The following is an 18,707-nucleotide window of genomic DNA, read 5'->3' as shown; positions in this document are numbered from 1 at the left end:
GTTGAGCTTCCGAGTCCTGGCGGGGATGCCCAACTCCGAGGCGGAGATGGTGTTGGCCGCGCGCTTCGAGGAACTGGACACCGCCGATCTGGTGGCCACCCGGCCGACCACCTCCGCCCTGATCGACGCGGCCGGGGAGTTCCCCGACCTCGACGTCGTCCTCGTCCACCAGGACCTGGGACCGGCGCCGGTGTTCGACGCCATACGGGATCTGTCCCACCGCCACCCCCAGCTGGCGATCCTGCTGGTGTCCACGACGATGGACCCCGACACGTTCACCGGAGCCATGGAGGCGGGGGCCCGCGGTGTGCTCTCGGAGGACTCCGGTATCGCCGAACTCGAGGCCCGGGTGTCCAAGGCCGCCGAGTGGTCGCGCACGCTCCGCCGCCACCTGGAGTCGGCCTCCCTGGACCTGCCGGCCTCGGGGGTACGCGGCCGCATCGTCACGGTCAGCGGCGCCAAGGGCGGGGTGGGGACCACCACGTGCGCGGTGCACCTGGCGATGACGGCGGCCGCCGCGGGACGCGTGGTCTGCCTGGTCGACCTCGACCTCCAGACCGGCGACCTGCCCGCCTTCCTCAACCTGCGGCACCGGCGGTCCATCAGTGACCTGGTGGACGCCGGGGACGACATCAGTCCGGGCATGCTGTCGGAGACCCTGTACGTGGACCCGCGCGGACCGCACGTCCTGCTCGCCCCCGAGCACGGGGAACGCGGCGAGGACGTCGACGCTCGCGCCGCCCGCCGGATTCTGTCCGCGCTGCGCTCCCGGTACGAACTGGTCGTCGTGGACTGCGGGTCCACCATGAACGAGGCCACCGCCATGGCCGTGGAGCTGGCCGACACCGCCACCGTCACCGTCACCCCGGACGTTCCGGCGATGCGTGGCGCCCAACGGTTGATGGCGATGTGGGAACGGTTGCAGATCCGCCCCCAGGACTCGGTGTTCTCCCTGATCACCAGGCACAGCCGCAAGAACGAGGTGCAGCCGGACTTCCTGCGCCAACTGCTGGGCACGCGGGTCCTGCGCACCCCCGTCCCGGCCAACTACCGCGCCCTGGAACCCGGCGAGAACAACGGTGACCCGGCCAAGGTCACCGACGAGGCGCTGCGCAAGGCGTTCGCCCGCCTGGCCGCAGAGTTGGACCTGCTCAACCCGCCCGAGCACGGGGCGGGCGGGGCTCAGGCCGGGGCACCGGTCCCGCCCGGCGGAATGGGCACGCCGCCTCCTCCCCCGGTCGCGCCGCACGACGGTTCCCCGTCGACCCGCGACGTGTCCGGGTTCCTCAACGCCACGATGACCGAGTCCGCGTCCGCCTCGGTCGACGGCCGCCGTCCGGGCTCCGGGACGCCCGGCCCGGGAGGGCCGGGTGGGTTCGGTGTCTGAGGGCCCGGTCGGCCGTTCCGCCCACGGCCGGGACCGCACGGCGAGACCGTGCCCCGGCGCGGGCGCGCACCCGTTGCGTGACGACCGCGGCGGCGTCATCGTCGAGTTCGCCGCGGCTGTGCCGTTCCTCATGCTGGCCCTCGCGCTGGTGTGGCAGGTGCTGCTGCTCGGGATCACCTCCATGTACGCCTCACACGGCGCGGCCGAGGCCGCCCGCCAGGCCGCGGTGACCCCGGACGACCTCGAGCGCGTCGACGAGGAGACACGCAAGCGGATCCGGCCGCCCTGGGACGGGGAGGACGTGCTGACCGTGGCGATCGTCGAACGCGACGGCGTCCGGTACGCCCAGGTCACCATGGCCATGCCGGTCTTCCTGCCGGGCGTGGGCGGCCCCTGGGACATCACCGCCGAGTCCCGGATCGTGACCGAGGTCGAGCCCAGGGAGGTGACGCCGTGAGACCCACGCCCCCGCGGCGACCGCTGCTGGACCGGGTTCCCCGCCGCGATTCCGACCGGGGCGGACCGCTCCTGGAGTTCGCCGCCATGTTCCCGATCCTGCTCATGGTCTGCGTCCTGGCGATCGAGGCGTTCCTGGCCTTCGTGGCGGTCGAACGGTTGGAGTCGGCGGCCCGCGCCGGGGCGCGGGTGGCCGGATCCGAACAACTGGCGGGGGCGGAGACGGTGGCGCGCGAGGCGCTACCGCCGTGGCTGGACGACGCGACGATCACCAGCGGCGTCAACGACAGCGACGGATACTACGTGGAGGTCTCGCATCCGATCCCGATCGTGTTCTCCTCCGTCGGCCTCGACCTGACCCTCACCCGCCGCGTGGACATGCCCCATGTTTGACCCCTCCCCCGACGAAGGCGGGGGACTCCCGGAACACGCCGCTCGGTCGCTCGGCGAGCGGCCGGGTCCCACCCGATCACCGGTCGGGTGCCGAACCGACCCGGTTCGGCGCCCCGAGTGTGAGGAGACGCCGTGCTGACCCGGTTCTCGACCGGCACCCCGTGTGCGACCGGTGATCGCGACGCGTGCGGAGCAACCCGAACGTGAGGAGAGTACTACCGTGGGCCTGAAGGACCGCCTGGAGGAGGACCGCGCCAACGAGGGGCGCGGCGACCGCGGGAGCGTGACGCACTGGCGGCGGCGTCTGCTCGAGGAGATCAACCTGGAGGACCTCACCCGCCTGACCCTGGCGCAGCGGCGGGTGCGGTTGGAGAAGGTGGTCGGGCACATCCTGTCCCGTGAGGGGCCGGTGCTCTCCGAACGTGAACGCTCCATGCTCATCCGTCGGGTGGTCGACGAGGCGCTCGGGCTGGGCGTGCTCGAACCCCTCCTGGCCGACGAGACCGTCACCGAGATCATGGTCAACGGCCCCGACAACGTGTTCATCGAGCGCGCGGGGCGGATGCAGCGGGTCGACGCCGCCTTCAACGGCGAGGAGCAGCTGTACCAGACCATCGACCGGATCGTCTCCCTGGTCAACCGCAGGGTGGACGAGTCCTCGCCCATGGTGGACGCCCGCCTGCCCACGGGTGAGCGGGTCAACGTCATCATCCCCCCGCTCTCCCTGTCCGGCCCCGTCCTGACCATCCGGCGCTTCCCCAAGCCGTACCCGATCGACGAGCTGGTGCGGATGGGGAGCCTGGACGCGGCCACGGGCATCCTGTTGTCGGCGATGGTCCGGGCCCGGTTCAACATCGTGGTGTCGGGGGGTACCGGCACCGGCAAGACGACCTTCCTCAACGCGATGTCGGCGTTCGTGCCCACCAGCGAGCGCATCGTCACCATCGAGGACTCGGCCGAGCTCCAGCTCATGCAGGACCACGTCGTCCGCCTGGAGTCACGACCGCCCAACATCGAGGGCAAGGGCGAGATCGCCATCCGCGACCTGGTCCGCAACGCGCTGCGGATGCGACCGGACCGGATCATCGTGGGTGAGGTGCGCGGCGCCGAGACCATCGACATGCTCCAGGCCATGAACACCGGCCACGACGGGTCGCTGGTCACCGTGCACGCCAACTCCGCCGACGACGCGATCCACCGCCTCCAGACCCTGGCGACCCTGGGTGAGGGGCTGGTCCCCTACGACGCGATCCGCGACCAGATCAACAACGCCGTGGACGCCATCGTGCACCTGGGCCGCTGGCCCGACGGGTCGCGCCGCGTCAACGAGGTGTCCGTGGTCTCCTCCCGCCGCCGGGAGGAGTTCCGGCTGGAACCGGTGATGACCTTCGAGGCGCTGCCGATGGGCCCCAACCGGGCCGTCGAGGGCGAGTTCCGGCACCGGCCGCTCCCCCGCCACGTCGCCGGGCGCATCTACCAGGTGGGCGAGAGCGTCCCGGCCGCGTTCGGCGTGGTGCCCGACGAGCGTCCGGGGGGCGAGCGGTGAGCCGCCCGGCCGCGCCCGCCCGGGCGCACGTGTTGGACCAACCCCGAAGGGAGCCCCGGTGACCTGGCAGTTCGTGGCCATTCTCGGCGGCCTGGCCGTGGTGCTCGCACTGGCCCTGTGGGCACTGTGGGAGTTCGTGGCCAGTGCCGAGACACGGCGGATGATCGCCGCACGCAGTGCCCTGACCCAGGCCGAGTACGAGGCCTCGACCCTGTCGGCCCGGTTGGACGCGGCGATGCACCGCACGCAGTGGGGGGCCCGGCTGCACCGGCGGATCACCCGGTCGGGCGCACAGATCAGGTTGTCGACCTTCGTGGGCGCGCTCGTGGGCGGTTCGCTGCTCGCCGTGATCATCGTCTGGCAGGTCCTGGCTCCGGCCCTTGGCGTGCTCGCGGCGGGCGGGGTGGCGTTCCTGTTCTTCTCCTACCTGAACCGGGCCGAGGCCAGGCGGCGTGAGGAGTTCACCGCGCAGTTGCCGGACCTGGCACGGGTGCTGGGCAACGCGACCTCGGCAGGGCTGGCGCTGCCGACCGCGGTGTCGATGGCCGCGGAGGAGCTGGACGGTCCCGCGGGCGAGGAGCTGAGCCGGATGGCCGAGTCCATGAAGGTGGGCGCGAGCTTCGAGGAGGCGGTCGCGGAACTGCGCGAGCGGATGCCCTCCCGGGAGCTCGGGGTGTTGCTGTCGACGCTGGTCGTGGCGTCCCGCTCCGGCGGTTCACTGGTCACGGCGCTGCGCAACATCTCCACGACGTTGGAGAACCGCAAGGAGACCCGGCGCGAGGTGCAGACCGTCCTGAGCGAGACGACCAGCACCGTCTGGGCCCTGGGGTTCATGTCGGTGGGAGCCCTGTTCATGATCAACGCCATCGAACCCGGGATCATGCGGACGATGACGACCTCCGCCGCGGGGCTCGCGGTGCTGCTGGTGGTGGCCGCGCTCTACACCGTCGGCTTCCTGTTGGTCGCCCGGATCACCAAGTTCGACCTGTAGAGGGGCTTCTCCGATGAGTGGCGTGTACTCCCTGGTGCCGTTCGCGGCGGCGCTGGCCGCGGCGCTGGTGGTGTTGACGGCCTGTTACGGCGGATATCTCACCCTGTCCCAGACCCGGGTCCGGGTGGACGACCCCGCGGCGTTCGCCCCGCGCACCCGGTCGGACCGGACCTTCGTGCTGCACCGGATCACCGAGGCGATCGGACGCCCGTTCTCACGGTCGGTGCTGGCCTCGCTGAACGAGCGGCGGCGCGCGTCGATCACGGAACGGATCGAGGTCGCGGGCCGCCCTGAGGGGCTCACCCTCGAACGGTACGTGCGGCGCAAGATCGGCGAGGTGACGCTGTACGGGGGTGTCGGTGTCCTGATGCTGCTGTCGGGCAACCCCCTGATGGCGTTGATCGTGCTGGCCTTCGCCGGGCTGACCGACCTCAACCTCTACGTGCGGGGCCAGGAGCGCTCGGATCGGGTGCAGTCCCAGTTGCCGGACTTCCTGGACGTGCTCGCGGTGACGGTGAGCGCGGGCATGTCCTTCCGGGCCGCGGTGGCCCGGGTGGCCGAGTCCATGCCGGGTGTCCTGGCCGACGAGTTCTCCCTGGCCCTCCAGCAGATGGAGCTGGGGACCTCGCGCCGGGAGGCGTTCGAGACGCTGCGCCGTCGCAACCGCAACGAGTCGTTGAGCAAGTTCGTGACCGCGATCCAGCAGGCCGAGGAGCTGGGTGCGCCGCTGAGCGACGCCCTGGTGGACATCAGCCAGGACATGCGCCGGGCCGACGCCCAGTACATGCGCCGCAAGGCCCAGCGGATGAACCCGAGGGTGACGATGGTGACCGCGGTGACGCTACTACCGGGTCTGCTGATCCTGGTGGTGGGCTCCATGTTCCTGGGCACCGAGGTCCACCTCACCACCATCCTGGGCGGGTGACCGCGGCCCGCGCGGACCTCGCGCGGGCCGCGGGACCCGGCAGGTCCCCGGCTGCGGGACCCGACGGGCGGTGACCGCTAGGCCGGAGCGGGCGGCGGGAACGGGATCGCCGTCAGGGTCGGGAACAGCTCGGCCTCCTCGTAATCCAGGTGGGCCTCCAGCTCCTCCGCCATTCGGTCGAGGTCGGCGCGGAACCGCGCCGGGTCGGCCGTGGCCAGGTCGGCGAGCAGGCCCTCCAGTTCACCGCGCAGCCGGTTGACCGTGCGGTGCTCGGCCGTCAACCGCTCCACCACGTCCGCGAGGTCGGGGTTCCGCTCCGCCATGTGGGGGAACATGAACTCCTCACCGTCGTGGTGGAAGCTCAGGGACTCGCAGAAGGCCAGGCAGTGCTGGCGCAGTTGGAGGCTGAGCCCCAGCGGCGCCGGCCCCCCGGCCCCGGCGTCCCGGTCCGCCAGGTACGCCTCGGCCTCGGACCGGACGTGGCTGAGCTGCGAGCGCAACCAGGTGTGCACCTCGACGAGTTTGTCGGCGAGGGTGGCGGCCTCACCCCAGACGTAGCGGCGCTCCAGCGAGACGACCGGGATCAGCCGGTCGGTTCCCGCCTGGTAGTTCCCGTATCCCGGGGCCCGCCCGACGATCTCGGTGAACATCCGGTCCCGTTCGTCGCCCTCCAGGGGGACGGCGACGGCGCCGAACTCCTCCGTGCCCAGTTCCACCCGCACCATCGGGTGGGCGATCAGGTTGTGGTACCAGGCGGGGTTGCGGTCGGAGCCGCCGGCCGAGGCGACGACGAGCAGGCGGTCGCCGACGCGCACGTACCCCAGCGGGGTGGTGTGCTCACGGCCGGAGCGCGCGCCGACCGTGGTGAGGAGCAGCAGGTCGCCGCCCTCGAACATGCCGCCGACGCGGCCTCCGCTCGCGCGGAACTCCTCCACGACGGGGACGTTGAAGTCGCTGACGTGGGGTTCGGGCCGGGCGTGGGGGTTCTGTGACACAGGAATCTCCTTCGACGATGGTGGTGTGGGCGACCACCCCCGAAGACGCCCTCGGCGGCCCGGGCGCGCGGGCGCACGGGTGGCGGGGCAGGGCCGTCCACGGCCCAGACCCGTGTGGCGACGGAGCCGGGCGGGTTCGGGTGGACGTGACCAGGGATCCGGGTGTACCGGTGACCGGGAGGGGACGGGGAGGTCGCGGGGTCGACGTCGCCGACGTGGCCTGGGGCGCACGCCGCCGGGACGGACCGTCAGACGCGATGCGCGTGGTGTGTTCTACTCACTGCTGGCTCCCCACAGGTCAAAGGTGCCTCCATACCGCCCGGCCGACCCACTTCTCTTGGCCGGGGGCACGCGACACGGCGGGCAGCCTACACGAAGCGCCGGGGTGGGGCCAGCAGGGGTGGGAGGAGGGGGTCCACGCACGGGTCGTGCTGCGGCGGCGCGACTGGGTGGTGTGATCGGATGCGCGCACGCCACCCTGTTCCTGCCGGTGGCGTTCACGCTGGTGTTCACGCCCTGCTGCCCGGGGTTGGGCGCGACGCTGGGCTACGCCGGAGCCGCGGCGGTGGCCGTCGGCACGTGGTTCGGCACCGTGGCCCTGACCGAGGCATGGCGGCAGACGGGCCGGAGCGGCCCGTCCGAGGTCCTGCTGCGCCGTCTCACCTATGCCCGGACGGGCCACACTCCCAGCCAGTGACCATGACGGGTGCGGTGCCGCTGCGGCGCCGCACCCGAGGTGCCGAAGGAACACGGGTCAGGGGGTCGACTCGGTGGCCCGTTCCTGACCCCGGACGGCCTTCCGGTGCCGCCGCCGGAGGACGACGAGGCCGGTGTAGAGGCTGGCGAGCATGACCACGGCCATGAAGACCAGCATGCCCACCGGGCCCACCTGGGGGCTGACGATGAGCGGGATCGCCGCGGCGGTGATCAGCCCGCCGCCGAAGAACGGTTCGAAGATCAGCTGCTTGTAGCCGAAGGCCGGGTAAGCGGGGGTGCGCATCTCCGGGTCGACGACGCGCATGAGCACCAGGCCGGTCGCGGTGACCCCCAGTGACTGTCCGAACTCGCCGATGCCCCGCTCGAACCAGTGGCTGGGCATCATCCGGGGGGCCAGGACCAGGAACGCGAACAGGCACCACAGCAGACCGGCCACCGTGAGCATGGCGAACGCGGCGAAGTTCTCGGCGATGGCGCTCAGGGAGAGCGTGGCCATGGCGGCGATGATGAGCATGTCGAGGGACAGGCCCTGGATGCGCTCGACCGTCTTGTGGTCGACGATCTCGTTGCGGTCGAATCGGTCGATGAGCAGCTGGAGCAGGATGCCGCCGATCATCGCCATCGGGAACAGCGGAACGTAGGCCATGATCTCGATGTGGTCCGCCCACAGCGCCTGCTCCAGCGCCCGGAGCCCCATGAGCAGCAGTTGACCGATGAGTACGGCGAGGGCGACGAGACCGAAGTGCAGGGTGAGGGGGTCCATGGAGGAGGGGTGGATCGTCATGGTCGCCCCCGCGGAACGTTTGCCCCGTTCGACCAGACCGGCCTGCTCGTTGTCGGTCCCCTTGGCCTCGGAGCTGATCACGGTGGTCTTGCCGCGCCGGGCTCCCCAGTTGATGAGGGTGATCCCGACGATGATCCCGGACAGGAGACCGACCGTGGCCATGCCCAGGGCGAGGTCCTGACCCTCGGCCCAGCCGACCTCCGCGAAGGTGCCGCCGAGGCCCGCGGCGGTCCCGTGCCCGCCGAGGAAACCGATCTCGATGAGCGCGCCGGAGATCGCGGGCACGTCCAGGAGCGGGACGAGGACCAGCAGCGCGAGGGCGAGGCCGATGACGTACTGACCGCTGGCGACGGTGATACCGAAGGCGAGGTTGGGGCCGGCGAGACTGGCGGCCTCACGCAGACGGGGCATCCGTTTGCCCAGGAAGAGCCCGGCGAACACCACGGAGATCAGCAACCCGGGCAGGGAGGACCACACCGCCATCACGTCGGCGCCGAACAGCCCGCCCTCGGCGGCGCGTTCGGCGAGACCGACCGCCACCCCCCGGTCGGCGAGCAGCCCCATGAGCCGCCCGAAGACGTCCGGTCCGAGAAGCAGAGCGATCCCGCCACCGATGATCGCCCCGGGCAGATAGAGCCTCTGCGTCAGCTTCCACTTGACCCGGACGAGCTTCGAGACCAGCAGCAACACCCCCAGCAGGAGGAGCGCGAGGCCAATGGTGTCAGGGGACATCTCTACCTCTCTTGGTTACACGTACCGCGGGGGCGCGGGTGTCCGATGCGACTGCGCGGGACAGGCCTCGGCCCAGAGCCTCGCGGGGAGGCGGCGATCACACGGCGGCATGACACGGTCACGGCGAACGCCCGGGGCAGCCTATACGCCGTGACGCCGTGGTCAGCACAGAGTGAACGGAACGTCGTGTTCAGGAACCGGGTACCGAAGTCGTGCCACCACGGGACTCCCGGCGGGGAGGGGCTCCGGAAACGCCACGTCGGACACGCGCTGTGGCTGGTCTCACGTGGGGCGGCGAGGCTGATCCGGGGACGGCCCCACATTCGACCCCGACCTCCGGATAATACGAAGGGTCACCCTTGCGACACAGACAGGCGGGCGGCCCGCCGACGCGCGGACGACGGAGCCGTCGTCCCGGGTCCGCCCACCGTGAGGAGAGCGCCCGTGAGGAGAGTCACCTCGGACGAGACCGATGTGGACGCGGACGGCACCGTGACCTACCAGGGTGCGCCCTTCACCGGCGAGTCGGTCAGCAGGGCCGCGGACGGCCGCCTGGAGGAGTCGGTGGCCTACCTCGACGGTGTCGAGCACGGCCCGTGGTTGGAGTGGTACCCGGACGGCACCCCGCGCGCCCAGGGCGAGTGCGACCGTCATCTGGGGGTGATCGGCCTGTGGCGGGAGTGGCATCCGAGCGGGCGGATCTCCCTGGAGGAGGTCTGGACCCACGTCGGCCACCTGACCACGAGTCGTGAGTGGAACCACCGGGGCGCCCTCGTCCGGGACTCCTTCGCCACCGAACCCGCCAGCGGGGTGCTGCGGGTGCGGGTGGAGACGTTGGAGGAGGCCCCGGAAGGGATGCTCTCCGCGGGTGTCCCCTTCACCGGTGAGGCGTTCACGACCGACGCGTCGGGCCTGGTCGTCGCGCTCGACTGCTATACCGACGGGATCCTGGAGGGAGCGCGGTTCACCTGGTACCCGAACGGACTGATCCGCTCCGAGGAGCGCGTGCGCGGAGGGGTTCGGGTCGGGACGTGGCGGCGGTGGCACGCCGACGGACGGCCCGCGGCGGTGGACGTGTTCGACGACGCGGGCGCCCTGCTGCGGTCGGAGCGGTGGGAGTGGGACGACGGCGTGCAGGCGTGAGCGGGCGGGACCCGGCGCGCCCAGGCCGCGAAGGTCACGAACCGCCCCCGCCCCTCCCGGCATCGGCGTCACAGCAGGCCAGAACGCACTCCAGCAGCCCTGGAAAGCGGCCCTCCAGCTCCTCGTCCCGCAGCGAGACGAAGCACCGGGTGCCCTCGGCTCGGTTCCGCACGAGGCCGGCGTTGCGCAGGATCTTCAGGTGGTGGCTCAGCGTCGACTGGGCGATCGGAAGGTCGATGTCCTTCCACGCCCGCTCGCCCTCCATCGCCGCGAGCATCCGGACGATCCGCAACCGGGTCGGCTCCGCGAGCGCCGACAGGACCGTGACCAGCTCCACGTCCTCGACTGCGGGATGCGTGTGCTCCCTGGGGGACAAGGCGCACCTCCTCGTACGGGCCCGGCGCAGGGGCCGGACGGGATTTGGAACGTGGTCAGGGATGAGTGTAGCTTCGGTATTCGACATTCGTCGAACATCGAACGTGCACGCCCGCCCCGGACCGTCCGGCGGGGGGCGCCCACCGCCGGAACCGTTCGTCTGCTGGGGAAGAGGGCCACCATGTCCGGAGTCGCGCTGTCCGTGCTCGACCACGCCACGATCATCGAGGGCTCCGATCCCGGAGACTCCCTCCGCTCCGCCCGGGAACTCGCGCAGAACCTGGAGAACTGGGGTTACACGCGCTTCTGGCTCTCCGAGCACCACAACATGCGCGCCATCGCCAGCGCGGCCACCTCGGTCGCACTCGGGTTCGTCGCCGAGGGCACGTCGACGATCCGGGTCGGCGCGGGCGGGGTGATGCTGCCCAACCACTCCCCCTTGGTGATCGCCGAACAGTTCGGGACCCTGGAGTCCCTCTACCCGGGGAGGATCGACCTCGGCCTGGGGCGGGCGCCCGGCACCGACCCCCGTACGATGCGTGCCCTGCGGCGCGACCGGAGCGCCTCGTCGACCTTCCCCGACGACGTCCAGGAACTGCGCGCCTACTTCGAGCCCGCCGAGCCGGGCCAGCCCGTCCGCGCGGTCCCGGGCGAGGGGCTGCGGGTGCCGCTGTGGATCCTGGGTTCCAGCCTCTTCGGCGCCCAGCTCGCCGCACGGCTCGGCCTTCCGTACGCGTTCGCCTCGCACTTCGCCCCGGACGCGCTGTACGAGGCGCTCAAGGCCTACCGGACGGAGTTCCACCCCTCCGAGCAGGCGAGCGAACCGTACGCGATGGCGGGGGTGAACGTGGTCGTCGCCGACACCGACGCCGAGGCCAGACACCTGTTCACGTCGATGCAGCAGCAGTTCCTCGGGATCGTGCGGGGCGACCGCGGTCTGCTCCGACCCCCGTTGGACAGCCTGGACACCCTCTGGCGGCCGGGGGAGAAGGAGCGCGTGGACGCGACGCTGCGGTACTCGTTCGTGGGGTCGCCGGAGACGGTGCGCGCGGGGCTGGAGCGATTCATCGCCGACACCGGGGTGGACGAGCTCATGGTGTCGACGATGATCTACGACCGGAAGGCGCGGCTGCGGTCGTACGAGGCGTTGGCGGACATGTTCGGTCTGGAGGGGCCGGGCGTGGAGCTGGCCTGAGCCGGGGGAGGCGGGCGCGGTCAGATGACGGCGCCCCCGCCGGCGTCTCCTCCCCCGCCACCACCGCCACCGCTGCCGCCGCCGCTGAATCCACCGCCGCCGGACTCACCGCCCCCGCCGAACCAGCCACTGCTGGACCCACCGCCTCCGCCACCGCCGGACCCGGTGTCGAGACCGCCACCCCAGCCGTCGCCGCCGCGGATCGAGGAGCCGATCACCGAATTCGACGATCCCTGACACAGTTCCGCGGACCAGCACAGGTTTGCGAGGTCGAAGGTCCGGGGCGGCGGGCTCCCGGCCGTGATCGCCGCGCCAGCGGCAGAGCCCTGATGACCCGAGGAACGCCTTCGCCTCCGACGCGCCGGAGCACGCCCTCCTGACGTGGCTCCGGCACGCAGGGACAGGAATCCGGTGACGGCCGTGTAGCGGAGCGCCTGCTCCAGACTCATCGCGTCCGAGAGCGTGTACCGCCGCTTCGCCTCCGTCACCACCGCGTCGCCGGTACGTGTGGTGATCGACGGGGAGAGTCTCCCGGCCGCGGTGCACGCCCACCGGACAGACACCGAGGCCACGGCGGCGGCCACGCCGCCCGCGGCGACCGCCGCTCCCCAGTACGCCGTGTCCGGACCGGCGAGGAGGAACACGGTGCCGCCGACGAGTGCCGGTATGAGCGAGGCCAACGTGACCCGCCCGCTGACGCGTGGCACCAGTCGACAACGTCGCAGGTGCTCTCGGACCTCGGGGGAGTCCACGATGAGGCGGCGCCCCCTGAGACTCACACGGAGTCCCCGCATACCGCCGCTGGTGATCAGTGTGGACACCACCGTACGTGTGTCGGCGTAGCCGAGGGGCGACATGGACCTGAGAATGGCACGCCGGAGCGGATCACCCTCCTCAGGGCGGGGACGGACACGGCCACGGACACGGAGCCCGCCCGTGGGTCTCTCCGACACACGACCGCTGAGCAACGCGTCGGTGAGGGCGACCTCCGCCGCGCGGACCTCACCCCCGATGAGGAAGCCGAGCTGGGCGGGTGTGAGGTCGTCCGGGTCCGGGGCAGAGGGAGGTTCGGGAACAGCTTCGATCGCGGCGCTGATCGCGGCCCGGCCACTGCTCAGGGTGATATAGGGAAAACTCCCGATCAGCAAGCCCGCGAGCACACCCACAGCCAGAAAGAGCACGGTAACGGTGTCCACTTCGCGGCCTTCCTCACCCAGTCTCGGCCACCACGGGGGAAACGGGGCCGATCAGGACATCCAACACCATCGACGGAACCCACGCACTGGCGAGGCGGTCACATCACCCCCACCCGTGGCGCTCGGAGCGACCGCGTGCGATCATGGGTCACCCGGTGAGCACTTATCGTGACCCCGGGCGTCAGGAACGTGATCGTGCCCTACGCGCGCATCGGTGTACCGGCAGCCGGGCACCCGACCTGTGGACGGTGTGTGCCCGTGCACGACCGGGGGAACTATGAACGCACGTGGCCACATCCGGCCACCGGGAGCGCCTGGGTGCGGTCACGTGTCGGATAGTGGGATCGAGTGTGTCCCCTGCGCACGAACCCCGGACGGCCCCGTGTGAGTCGTCGTTCCGTCACAAGAGGCCACACTGACGTGGCGCCAAGCCCCCTTCCCCCAAGGAGCCGCCTCCATGAGCAGCCTGACCAAGCTCTGGGTTTTCCTGAGCGCACACGACGCCCCTTCTCCCCGAAGGGGCGACAGGGGTGCCGGAATGGTCGAGTACGCCGCCATCATCATCCTCGTCGCGGCGATCGCGACGGCGATCTTCCAGTTGGGGTTGGTCGAGAACATCACCGGGGCCATCGGGAGCGCGGTCGACAACGTTCTGAACGGACCGCAGCAACCAGGCGCCCCCGCACCTACGACTCCCGTCGAAAACTGAGAAACCACCACCGCCTAGCCACCAATCACCAGAAAAGGTGGGAAGGTCTTGACTTCTCATCCATACCCAGCCCCACAGAGGAGAACCACGAACTCTCTCGGCGCTGGGGCATCGGCCATGTTGTTCGCATTCCTTACCTCAGGTTGCGTCGTCACCCCCGACGAGAACACAGCATCCGAAGATCATGCACAGGAACCGAGCCCTCCGGTCGGATATAGCCCACCCCATGAAGGCACAGAAGAAGCCGACGCCCTTGCGAGCAGCATAACGACATCAACGTGGCTAGGAAATAATCTTCAAATCGACGTCATAGCCCTGGAAAGACTTGAGAATGATATCCTGAGACTTCGCCTAAAAATAATTAATAAATCAGGCGAAACCGTCCAACTCCGAGACGGTCTAGGAGAGCCTGGGGATCAGTACACCGCCAGCGCGATAACTCTCATCGACTCCGAAAACAAGCAGCGCTATCTCAGCTATGACCAGAGTGACGGCTCCTGCCTCTGTCAGACCTTGGGTGGACAAATCTCAGGGGGCGCGAGCGAGGCTCTGTGGGTCGCGTTCCCAACACCTCCTGACGACCTTGAAAGCATGACGATCACCACACCTCTGACACCGCCGATCTTCGATGTGCCGATAAGCGAATCGTCAGAGACTGTCGATAGTCAGGAACTAGCCAACCCAGTGATTTTAGATCTCACCATGATTTCCGACGATCTTGAGAATCAGACCGGCCGCACGGAGAACAATGAAGAGGTCAGTATTCTCCTGTCCTCAGATGTCCTCTTCGAGACAAACAGTTCTGACCTCAGCGGCAATGCCTGGGAGATTCTTGAACAGGTCGCACAGGAGATCAACGATGCCACCGCCACCTCTGTGAGTGTGGACGGTTATGCGGATAACACCGGGAGTGACTCGGTGAACGAAAAACTGTCACTGGAGAGGGCACAGACCGTAGAATCCACTCTTTCTGGAATGGTAACGCGCGACGAAGTCTCCTACGAAGTCAACGGCCACGGTTCCAATGACCCCATCGCAGACAACTCCACGGAGGAGGGAAGAGAAAGAAACCGCCGGGTAAGCATCACCTTCGAGAAATAAAGGAGAAGTTGATGAAGAAACCGACTCGTGGAATATTTCTTGCAACTATCACAGTACTTCTCCTCGTCACCGTACCAGGGAGCACAGGCGCCTCGTCTACACCTCCCCGAGCGACGGACCTCGATTCACTCGGAAGCGCGTCCGGCAACTGGCCCCAATCAAATGGACTTAACGCCCACGTGCACCAGGTAAACAGAAATAAGTCCGGAAACCTACTCTCCGCTGTATGGAGCATCGAGAACCCCACAAACCAGAGTATCTCCATCACCTGGATTGCGGACCGCTCTTACACATACACCGGACCCTACTTTTCGGGCGTGACCTTGGTAGCCGCAGACGGAACCAACAGATTCCATCCGGTGATGGACGGTACTGGAGCCTGTGTGTGTTCAGGAGACATCTCTTATGACTTCAAGCGTCAGATCCCCGCCAACGAACAAATCGCCTACTGGTCTCTCTTCTCCGTTCCCAGTGACGTTGACTCGGTGGACGTCGAAATCCCCGGCTTCGATCCGATCGAGGACGTTCCCATATCCTGATCTCCCCCGGCTCCCATCACGCGACTGGAGGCGGCGTTGCCCACCCCCCACGACCCCTTCTTCCTCGGGGACACCCGACGGCCCTCCCCCGCCGGCCCGCCCCGGCGGACCGGCGACCGCAACGGTCCGCCGCGTGTGCGGAGCCGCCTTCGGCCCACCACCGGCCGAGCACGCCCCCCACGTGGTCCGGACGGTGACCGGGGAGCCGCGTTCACCGAGGTCGCGGCGGTCACCCTGCTCGTCGCGGCGATCATGCTCGCCGTCTACCAGCTGGAGTTGAGCAGGACGTTCAACGAAGGTGTGCGGCAGATGGTGTGCCTCGTCGAGGGGCCCGACTGCGGGGACGGGACCTGGTTGGAGGCCGACCGTCCCGAGGAGCCGGGCACCTACGAGTGGAAGGGCGACTCCGCCAACACCGCCGACAACCAGGCGATCGGGATGAGCCGGGCCCGCGACCGCGGTTGGACCGACCAGGAGTGGGAGTGCCTGGACAGCCTGTGGTCCAACATCTCCGGCTGGGACCACACCCTCATCGACTCCGAGACCGGCGCGGTCGGCATCCCCGGTTTCCGAGCCGACGAACACGGCGCCATGCCGCCCGACTTCACTGAGAGCGCGTCCGCCCAGATCGAGTGGGGCATCGAGCACATCGCCGACACCTACGGAACCCCCTGCCCCGCCTGGAGCCAGTGGCAGGCCACCCGCTCGTACTGACCTTCGGTCCCCCGCCCCACGGCCCGTCCATCGCGCCGACCGCCGGACTCAGCGTGTCCCACATCACTTCTTTCCACCGCTTTGTTGAGAGCGGCGTGAATGGCCCGCAAAGGACGCACAGACCCGGGCAAACCTTCCCAAATTTCCCCCGATATCACTTATTTCATAACAAATGCCCCCATAATCTGATCCTCTGACAGCCCACTGGTCAGGGAGATCACGGGGGAAGCGGTGAAGATCACCTATCTGATCAACGACATGTACGGCATCGGTGGCACGGTCCGCACGGTGGCCAACCAGGCGGCGGCGCTGTCCGCCCGGCACGAGGTGGAGATCGTCTCGGTCTTCCGGCACCGCGCCGAACCCGTCCTTCCCGTCCCCGCGCAGGTGCGCCTGCGACCGCTGGTCGACGTCCGGCAGGACTCCGGGGCCACCGGGATCGGCGGACGCCCGCTGTACGAGGGGTCGGAGCGGGCCGGGCTGCCCCCGCTGCTGTTCCCCCCGGAGGACGCCCGCGGGTCCACGCACAGCCGGTTGACCGACGACCGGATCGAGGAGTACCTCGCCACCACCGACGCCGACGTCGTCGTGGGCACCCGCCCCGGCCTGAACGTCGCGATCGCCCGCGCGGCCCCCTCCCGCGTGGTCAAGGTCGGCCAGGAGCACCTCACCTACGAGCAGCACTCCCTTCCCCTGCGCAGGGTCATGGAGCTGGAGTATCCGCACCTGGACGCGTTCGTCACGGTGACCGAGGCGGACGCGCGGACCTACACCGACCGCATGCCGCTCCCCGGCGTCGAGGTCCTGTCCATCCCGAACTCGGTCCCCGCCCCGCCCTTCACCGTCACCGGCCAGGACTCGCGCACGATCGTCGCCGCGGGCCGCCTGGCCCCCAGCAAGCGACACGACCTGCTCGTGCAGGCCTTCTCGATGGTGTGCGACGACTTCCCGGGCTGGACGCTGCGCATCTACGGTCGCGGCGGCCTGCGCGACACACTGGCCCGTCTGGTGGGTTCTCTGGGGTTGCAGGACCGGGTCTGGCTGATGGGCCCCCACCCCAGGGTCGAGGAGGCGTGGGCCCAGGGGGCGTTCGCTGCGGTGACCTCCAGCGAGGAACCCTTCGGGATGACGATCGTGGAGGCGATGCGGTCGGGACTGCCGGTCGTGAGCACCGACTGTCCGCACGGCCCCGCGGCCATCATCCGCCACGGGGAGGACGGGATCCTGGTGCCGAACAGGTCCGTGGAGGGCATCGCGCACGGGCTGGAGGAGCTCATGGCCGACGACGGCCTGCGGCATCGGATGTCCCGTGCGGCGCTGACCGACTCCGCGCGGTTCGATCCGGCCAACGTGGTGCGCCAGCACGAGCGCCTGTTCGCCCGGCTGACCGGGGAGCGGCTGTCCGGCGCCTCCCTCGTGCCCGCGCCCCGCCCCGAACCCCCCGCTCCGTGCCGCGTACGCGCCCGCGCGTCGGACGGCCGGGCGGTGCTGTCGTTCACGCACCCGCCGGAGCGACTCGTGCTGGTCCGGGACCGCGAGCGCGTGACGCTGGCGCCCGACGAGGACGGGAAGGTGGTGGTGGACCCGGAGGCCGATCGGCTGTCGGCTCACACGTGGGACGTCCTGCGCGTGGACGGGGGCGCGGAGGCGCCGATCCTGGACGTGGAGATCCGCCAGGAGGGATACCCCCTCTCCCCCGACCGCGTGGAACGCCTCTCACTCGTCCTCCCGGCCCGGTCCCCGAAGGGACGGCTCGTCCTCCACGTGCGCCGTTCGGAGCGGCACGCCGAGGTGGAGCACGTGGAGGTGGCCGACGGCCTGATCACCGTTCAGGGGAGGGTCCTGGGTCACACGGGGGCGGACGCGCGGGCCCGGCTCGCGGTGCGCAACCGCGCGGCGTCCAGGATCGTGCGGGAGTTCTCCGCGCCGGTGGCGGCCAGTGGACGGTTCACGGGGGTCATCGACCCGGAGGCCGTGGTTCGGGGACGGCACGGCGAGTCGGAGAAGTGGGAGCTGCGCCTGGTGTCGTCCGACGGGTCGGAGTACACGGTGGGCCGCCATCTCTCCGGCGTGGCGGGCTACCGGCGGATCATCGAGTATCCCGCGCGCCATGTGACGGCGCGCCGGGGGTACGGCTCGCGGGTGCGACCCTACTACACGGTCAACGACCGGCTGGGGCTGCGGACCTCGCCCGCGGCGCCGACCCTGGGCGTGGACGAGGTCCGGGTGTGCCCGGTGGGCCGTCACCGGGACCGGCTGCGGTTCGACGTCCGCCTGGACACGGCCCCGCCGGAGGGTGTGGAGTGCGCGGTGGAGGTGGTGCGGGGCAGTGCCGCGGGGCAGCGGTTCCCGCTGCACGAGGTGACCACGTCATCCGGGGGACGCCTGGTCGGAACGCTGCCGCTGCTGGACCGCGCCGAGCACGGGGCCGCGTTGGCGCTCAGGGCCGTGTGGCAGCTGCGGCTCCTCGTGGGCCCGGCGGGGGCGCTGGGACGAGTGGGGGCGAGAGCGGTTCCGCAGCGGACCAGCCGCCGTTGGAGCCGCGGGCCGTTCGTCCGTTCGGTGACCGTGGGGCCGCAGGGCGGCGGGGACCTCATGGTGACCGTGGCCGACGTGCACATGGCGGAGGCGGTCAGCCGTCGCCTGCGCTGACCGCCCTCGGGGGACTTCCGCTCTCCGGTTCGCGCGACCCTCCCCGTTCTCCACGTTCTCCACAGGGCCTACCGATCACGGACAGGGGTGGATAAGCTACGCGTGAGGACGGCCGACCCCCGAGGCCCCTCCGCGACCGACCCCCGTCTCCCCGCGC

18 protein-coding genes are annotated in these 18,707 nt (G+C 69.9%); 14 read left to right on the top strand and 4 right to left on the bottom strand.

Annotation, left to right across the window (positions count from 1 at the left end):
* Nucleotide 1: 1 nt before the first annotated feature.
* The 6 genes from DVR05_RS03225 to DVR05_RS03200 all read left to right on the top strand — a co-directional run bounded on the left by DVR05_RS03225 (nt 2) and on the right by DVR05_RS03200 (nt 5,698).
* On the top strand, nt 2-1,387 hold the full coding sequence (locus DVR05_RS03225) for an AAA family ATPase (RefSeq protein WP_116244294.1): 1,386 nt from the start codon (nt 2-4) through the stop codon (nt 1,385-1,387).
* On the top strand, nt 1,371-1,844 hold the full coding sequence (locus DVR05_RS03220; RefSeq protein ID WP_369974489.1) for a pilus assembly protein: 474 nt from the start codon (nt 1,371-1,373) through the stop codon (nt 1,842-1,844). The genes DVR05_RS03225 and DVR05_RS03220 overlap by 17 nt, the downstream gene beginning before the upstream one ends.
* Nucleotides 1,841-2,236 carry a TadE/TadG family type IV pilus assembly protein gene (locus DVR05_RS03215; RefSeq protein ID WP_116244293.1) on the top strand — a complete coding sequence of 132 codons (396 nt, stop codon included), beginning with the start codon at nt 1,841-1,843 and terminating at the stop codon, nt 2,234-2,236. Before DVR05_RS03220 ends, DVR05_RS03215 begins: the two co-directional genes overlap by 4 nt.
* A 220-nt stretch (nt 2,237-2,456) precedes the next feature.
* A complete protein-coding gene (locus tag DVR05_RS03210) occupies nt 2,457-3,782 on the top strand; it encodes a CpaF family protein (protein WP_116244292.1) in 1,326 nt (441 codons plus the stop codon).
* A 58-nt stretch (nt 3,783-3,840) separates the two neighbouring features.
* On the top strand, nt 3,841-4,773 hold the full coding sequence (locus DVR05_RS03205) for a type II secretion system F family protein (protein WP_116244291.1): 933 nt from the start codon (nt 3,841-3,843) through the stop codon (nt 4,771-4,773).
* Between the two features lie 13 nt (nt 4,774-4,786).
* Nucleotides 4,787-5,698, top strand: a complete 912-nt coding sequence (locus tag DVR05_RS03200; RefSeq protein ID WP_116244290.1) for a type II secretion system F family protein — start codon at nt 4,787-4,789, stop codon at nt 5,696-5,698.
* A gap of 77 nt (nt 5,699-5,775) precedes the next feature.
* On the opposite strand, the gene DVR05_RS03195 is transcribed toward DVR05_RS03200, so the two are convergent.
* Nucleotides 5,776-6,693: a nitroreductase/quinone reductase family protein gene (locus tag DVR05_RS03195; RefSeq protein WP_116244289.1), complete on the bottom strand. Its 918-nt coding sequence runs from the start codon at nt 6,691-6,693 to the stop codon at nt 5,776-5,778.
* Between the two features lie 454 nt (nt 6,694-7,147).
* Here DVR05_RS03195 and DVR05_RS26890 point away from each other — a divergent pair, with 454 nt between their 5' ends.
* On the top strand, nt 7,148-7,390 hold the full coding sequence (locus DVR05_RS26890) for a DUF418 domain-containing protein (RefSeq protein ID WP_198659020.1): 243 nt from the start codon (nt 7,148-7,150) through the stop codon (nt 7,388-7,390).
* A 57-nt stretch (nt 7,391-7,447) separates the two neighbouring features.
* On the opposite strand, the gene DVR05_RS03185 is transcribed toward DVR05_RS26890, so the two are convergent.
* Nucleotides 7,448-8,926 (bottom strand): sodium/glutamate symporter, encoded by a 1,479-nt coding sequence (locus tag DVR05_RS03185; protein WP_116244288.1) that lies wholly within the window; start codon nt 8,924-8,926, stop codon nt 7,448-7,450.
* Between the two features lie 444 nt (nt 8,927-9,370).
* On the opposite strand from DVR05_RS03185, the gene DVR05_RS03180 reads away from it, so the two are divergent.
* Entirely contained in the window at nt 9,371-10,069 is a 699-nt protein-coding gene (locus DVR05_RS03180) for a toxin-antitoxin system YwqK family antitoxin (protein ID WP_116244287.1), read from the top strand.
* 34 nt (nt 10,070-10,103) lie between these two features.
* Here DVR05_RS03180 and DVR05_RS03175 read toward each other — a convergent pair whose 3' ends face one another.
* Complete coding sequence (locus tag DVR05_RS03175) at nt 10,104-10,445, bottom strand: helix-turn-helix transcriptional regulator (RefSeq protein WP_116244286.1); 342 nt, start codon at nt 10,443-10,445, stop codon at nt 10,104-10,106.
* A 180-nt stretch (nt 10,446-10,625) separates the two neighbouring features.
* Between DVR05_RS03175 and DVR05_RS03170 the strand changes: the two genes are divergently transcribed.
* On the top strand, nt 10,626-11,639 hold the full coding sequence (locus DVR05_RS03170; protein ID WP_116244285.1) for an LLM class flavin-dependent oxidoreductase: 1,014 nt from the start codon (nt 10,626-10,628) through the stop codon (nt 11,637-11,639).
* Between the two features lie 20 nt (nt 11,640-11,659).
* Here the strand turns inward: DVR05_RS03170 and DVR05_RS03165 are convergent, their stop codons facing one another.
* Nucleotides 11,660-12,835, bottom strand: coding sequence for a TIGR04222 domain-containing membrane protein (locus tag DVR05_RS03165; RefSeq protein ID WP_116244284.1), 1,176 nt, complete (start codon nt 12,833-12,835; stop codon nt 11,660-11,662).
* Between the two features lie 457 nt (nt 12,836-13,292).
* Here DVR05_RS03165 and DVR05_RS03160 point away from each other — a divergent pair, with 457 nt between their 5' ends.
* The 5 genes from DVR05_RS03160 to DVR05_RS03140 all read left to right on the top strand — a co-directional run bounded on the left by DVR05_RS03160 (nt 13,293) and on the right by DVR05_RS03140 (nt 18,550).
* On the top strand, nt 13,293-13,544 hold the full coding sequence (locus DVR05_RS03160; protein ID WP_116244283.1) for a hypothetical protein: 252 nt from the start codon (nt 13,293-13,295) through the stop codon (nt 13,542-13,544).
* A 48-nt stretch (nt 13,545-13,592) separates the two neighbouring features.
* Nucleotides 13,593-14,645, top strand: coding sequence for an OmpA family protein (locus DVR05_RS27240; protein ID WP_232831952.1), 1,053 nt, complete (start codon nt 13,593-13,595; stop codon nt 14,643-14,645).
* 11 nt (nt 14,646-14,656) lie between these two features.
* On the top strand, nt 14,657-15,184 hold the full coding sequence (locus tag DVR05_RS27235) for a hypothetical protein (protein ID WP_232831951.1): 528 nt from the start codon (nt 14,657-14,659) through the stop codon (nt 15,182-15,184).
* Between the two features lie 36 nt (nt 15,185-15,220).
* Nucleotides 15,221-15,898 (top strand): hypothetical protein, encoded by a 678-nt coding sequence (locus DVR05_RS03145; protein WP_116244282.1) that lies wholly within the window; start codon nt 15,221-15,223, stop codon nt 15,896-15,898.
* A gap of 231 nt (nt 15,899-16,129) precedes the next feature.
* Nucleotides 16,130-18,550, top strand: a complete 2,421-nt coding sequence (locus DVR05_RS03140; protein WP_116244281.1) for a glycosyltransferase family 4 protein — start codon at nt 16,130-16,132, stop codon at nt 18,548-18,550.
* The last annotated feature ends 157 nt before the right edge of the window (nt 18,551-18,707 follow it).

Source organism: Nocardiopsis sp. FIRDI 009, from assembly GCF_003386285.1.
Classification (GTDB): Bacteria; Actinomycetota; Actinomycetes; order Streptosporangiales; family Streptosporangiaceae; genus Nocardiopsis.
The sequence above is the reverse complement of the archived record's forward strand: the minus strand, read 5'-3'. Positions and strand labels throughout refer to the sequence as shown.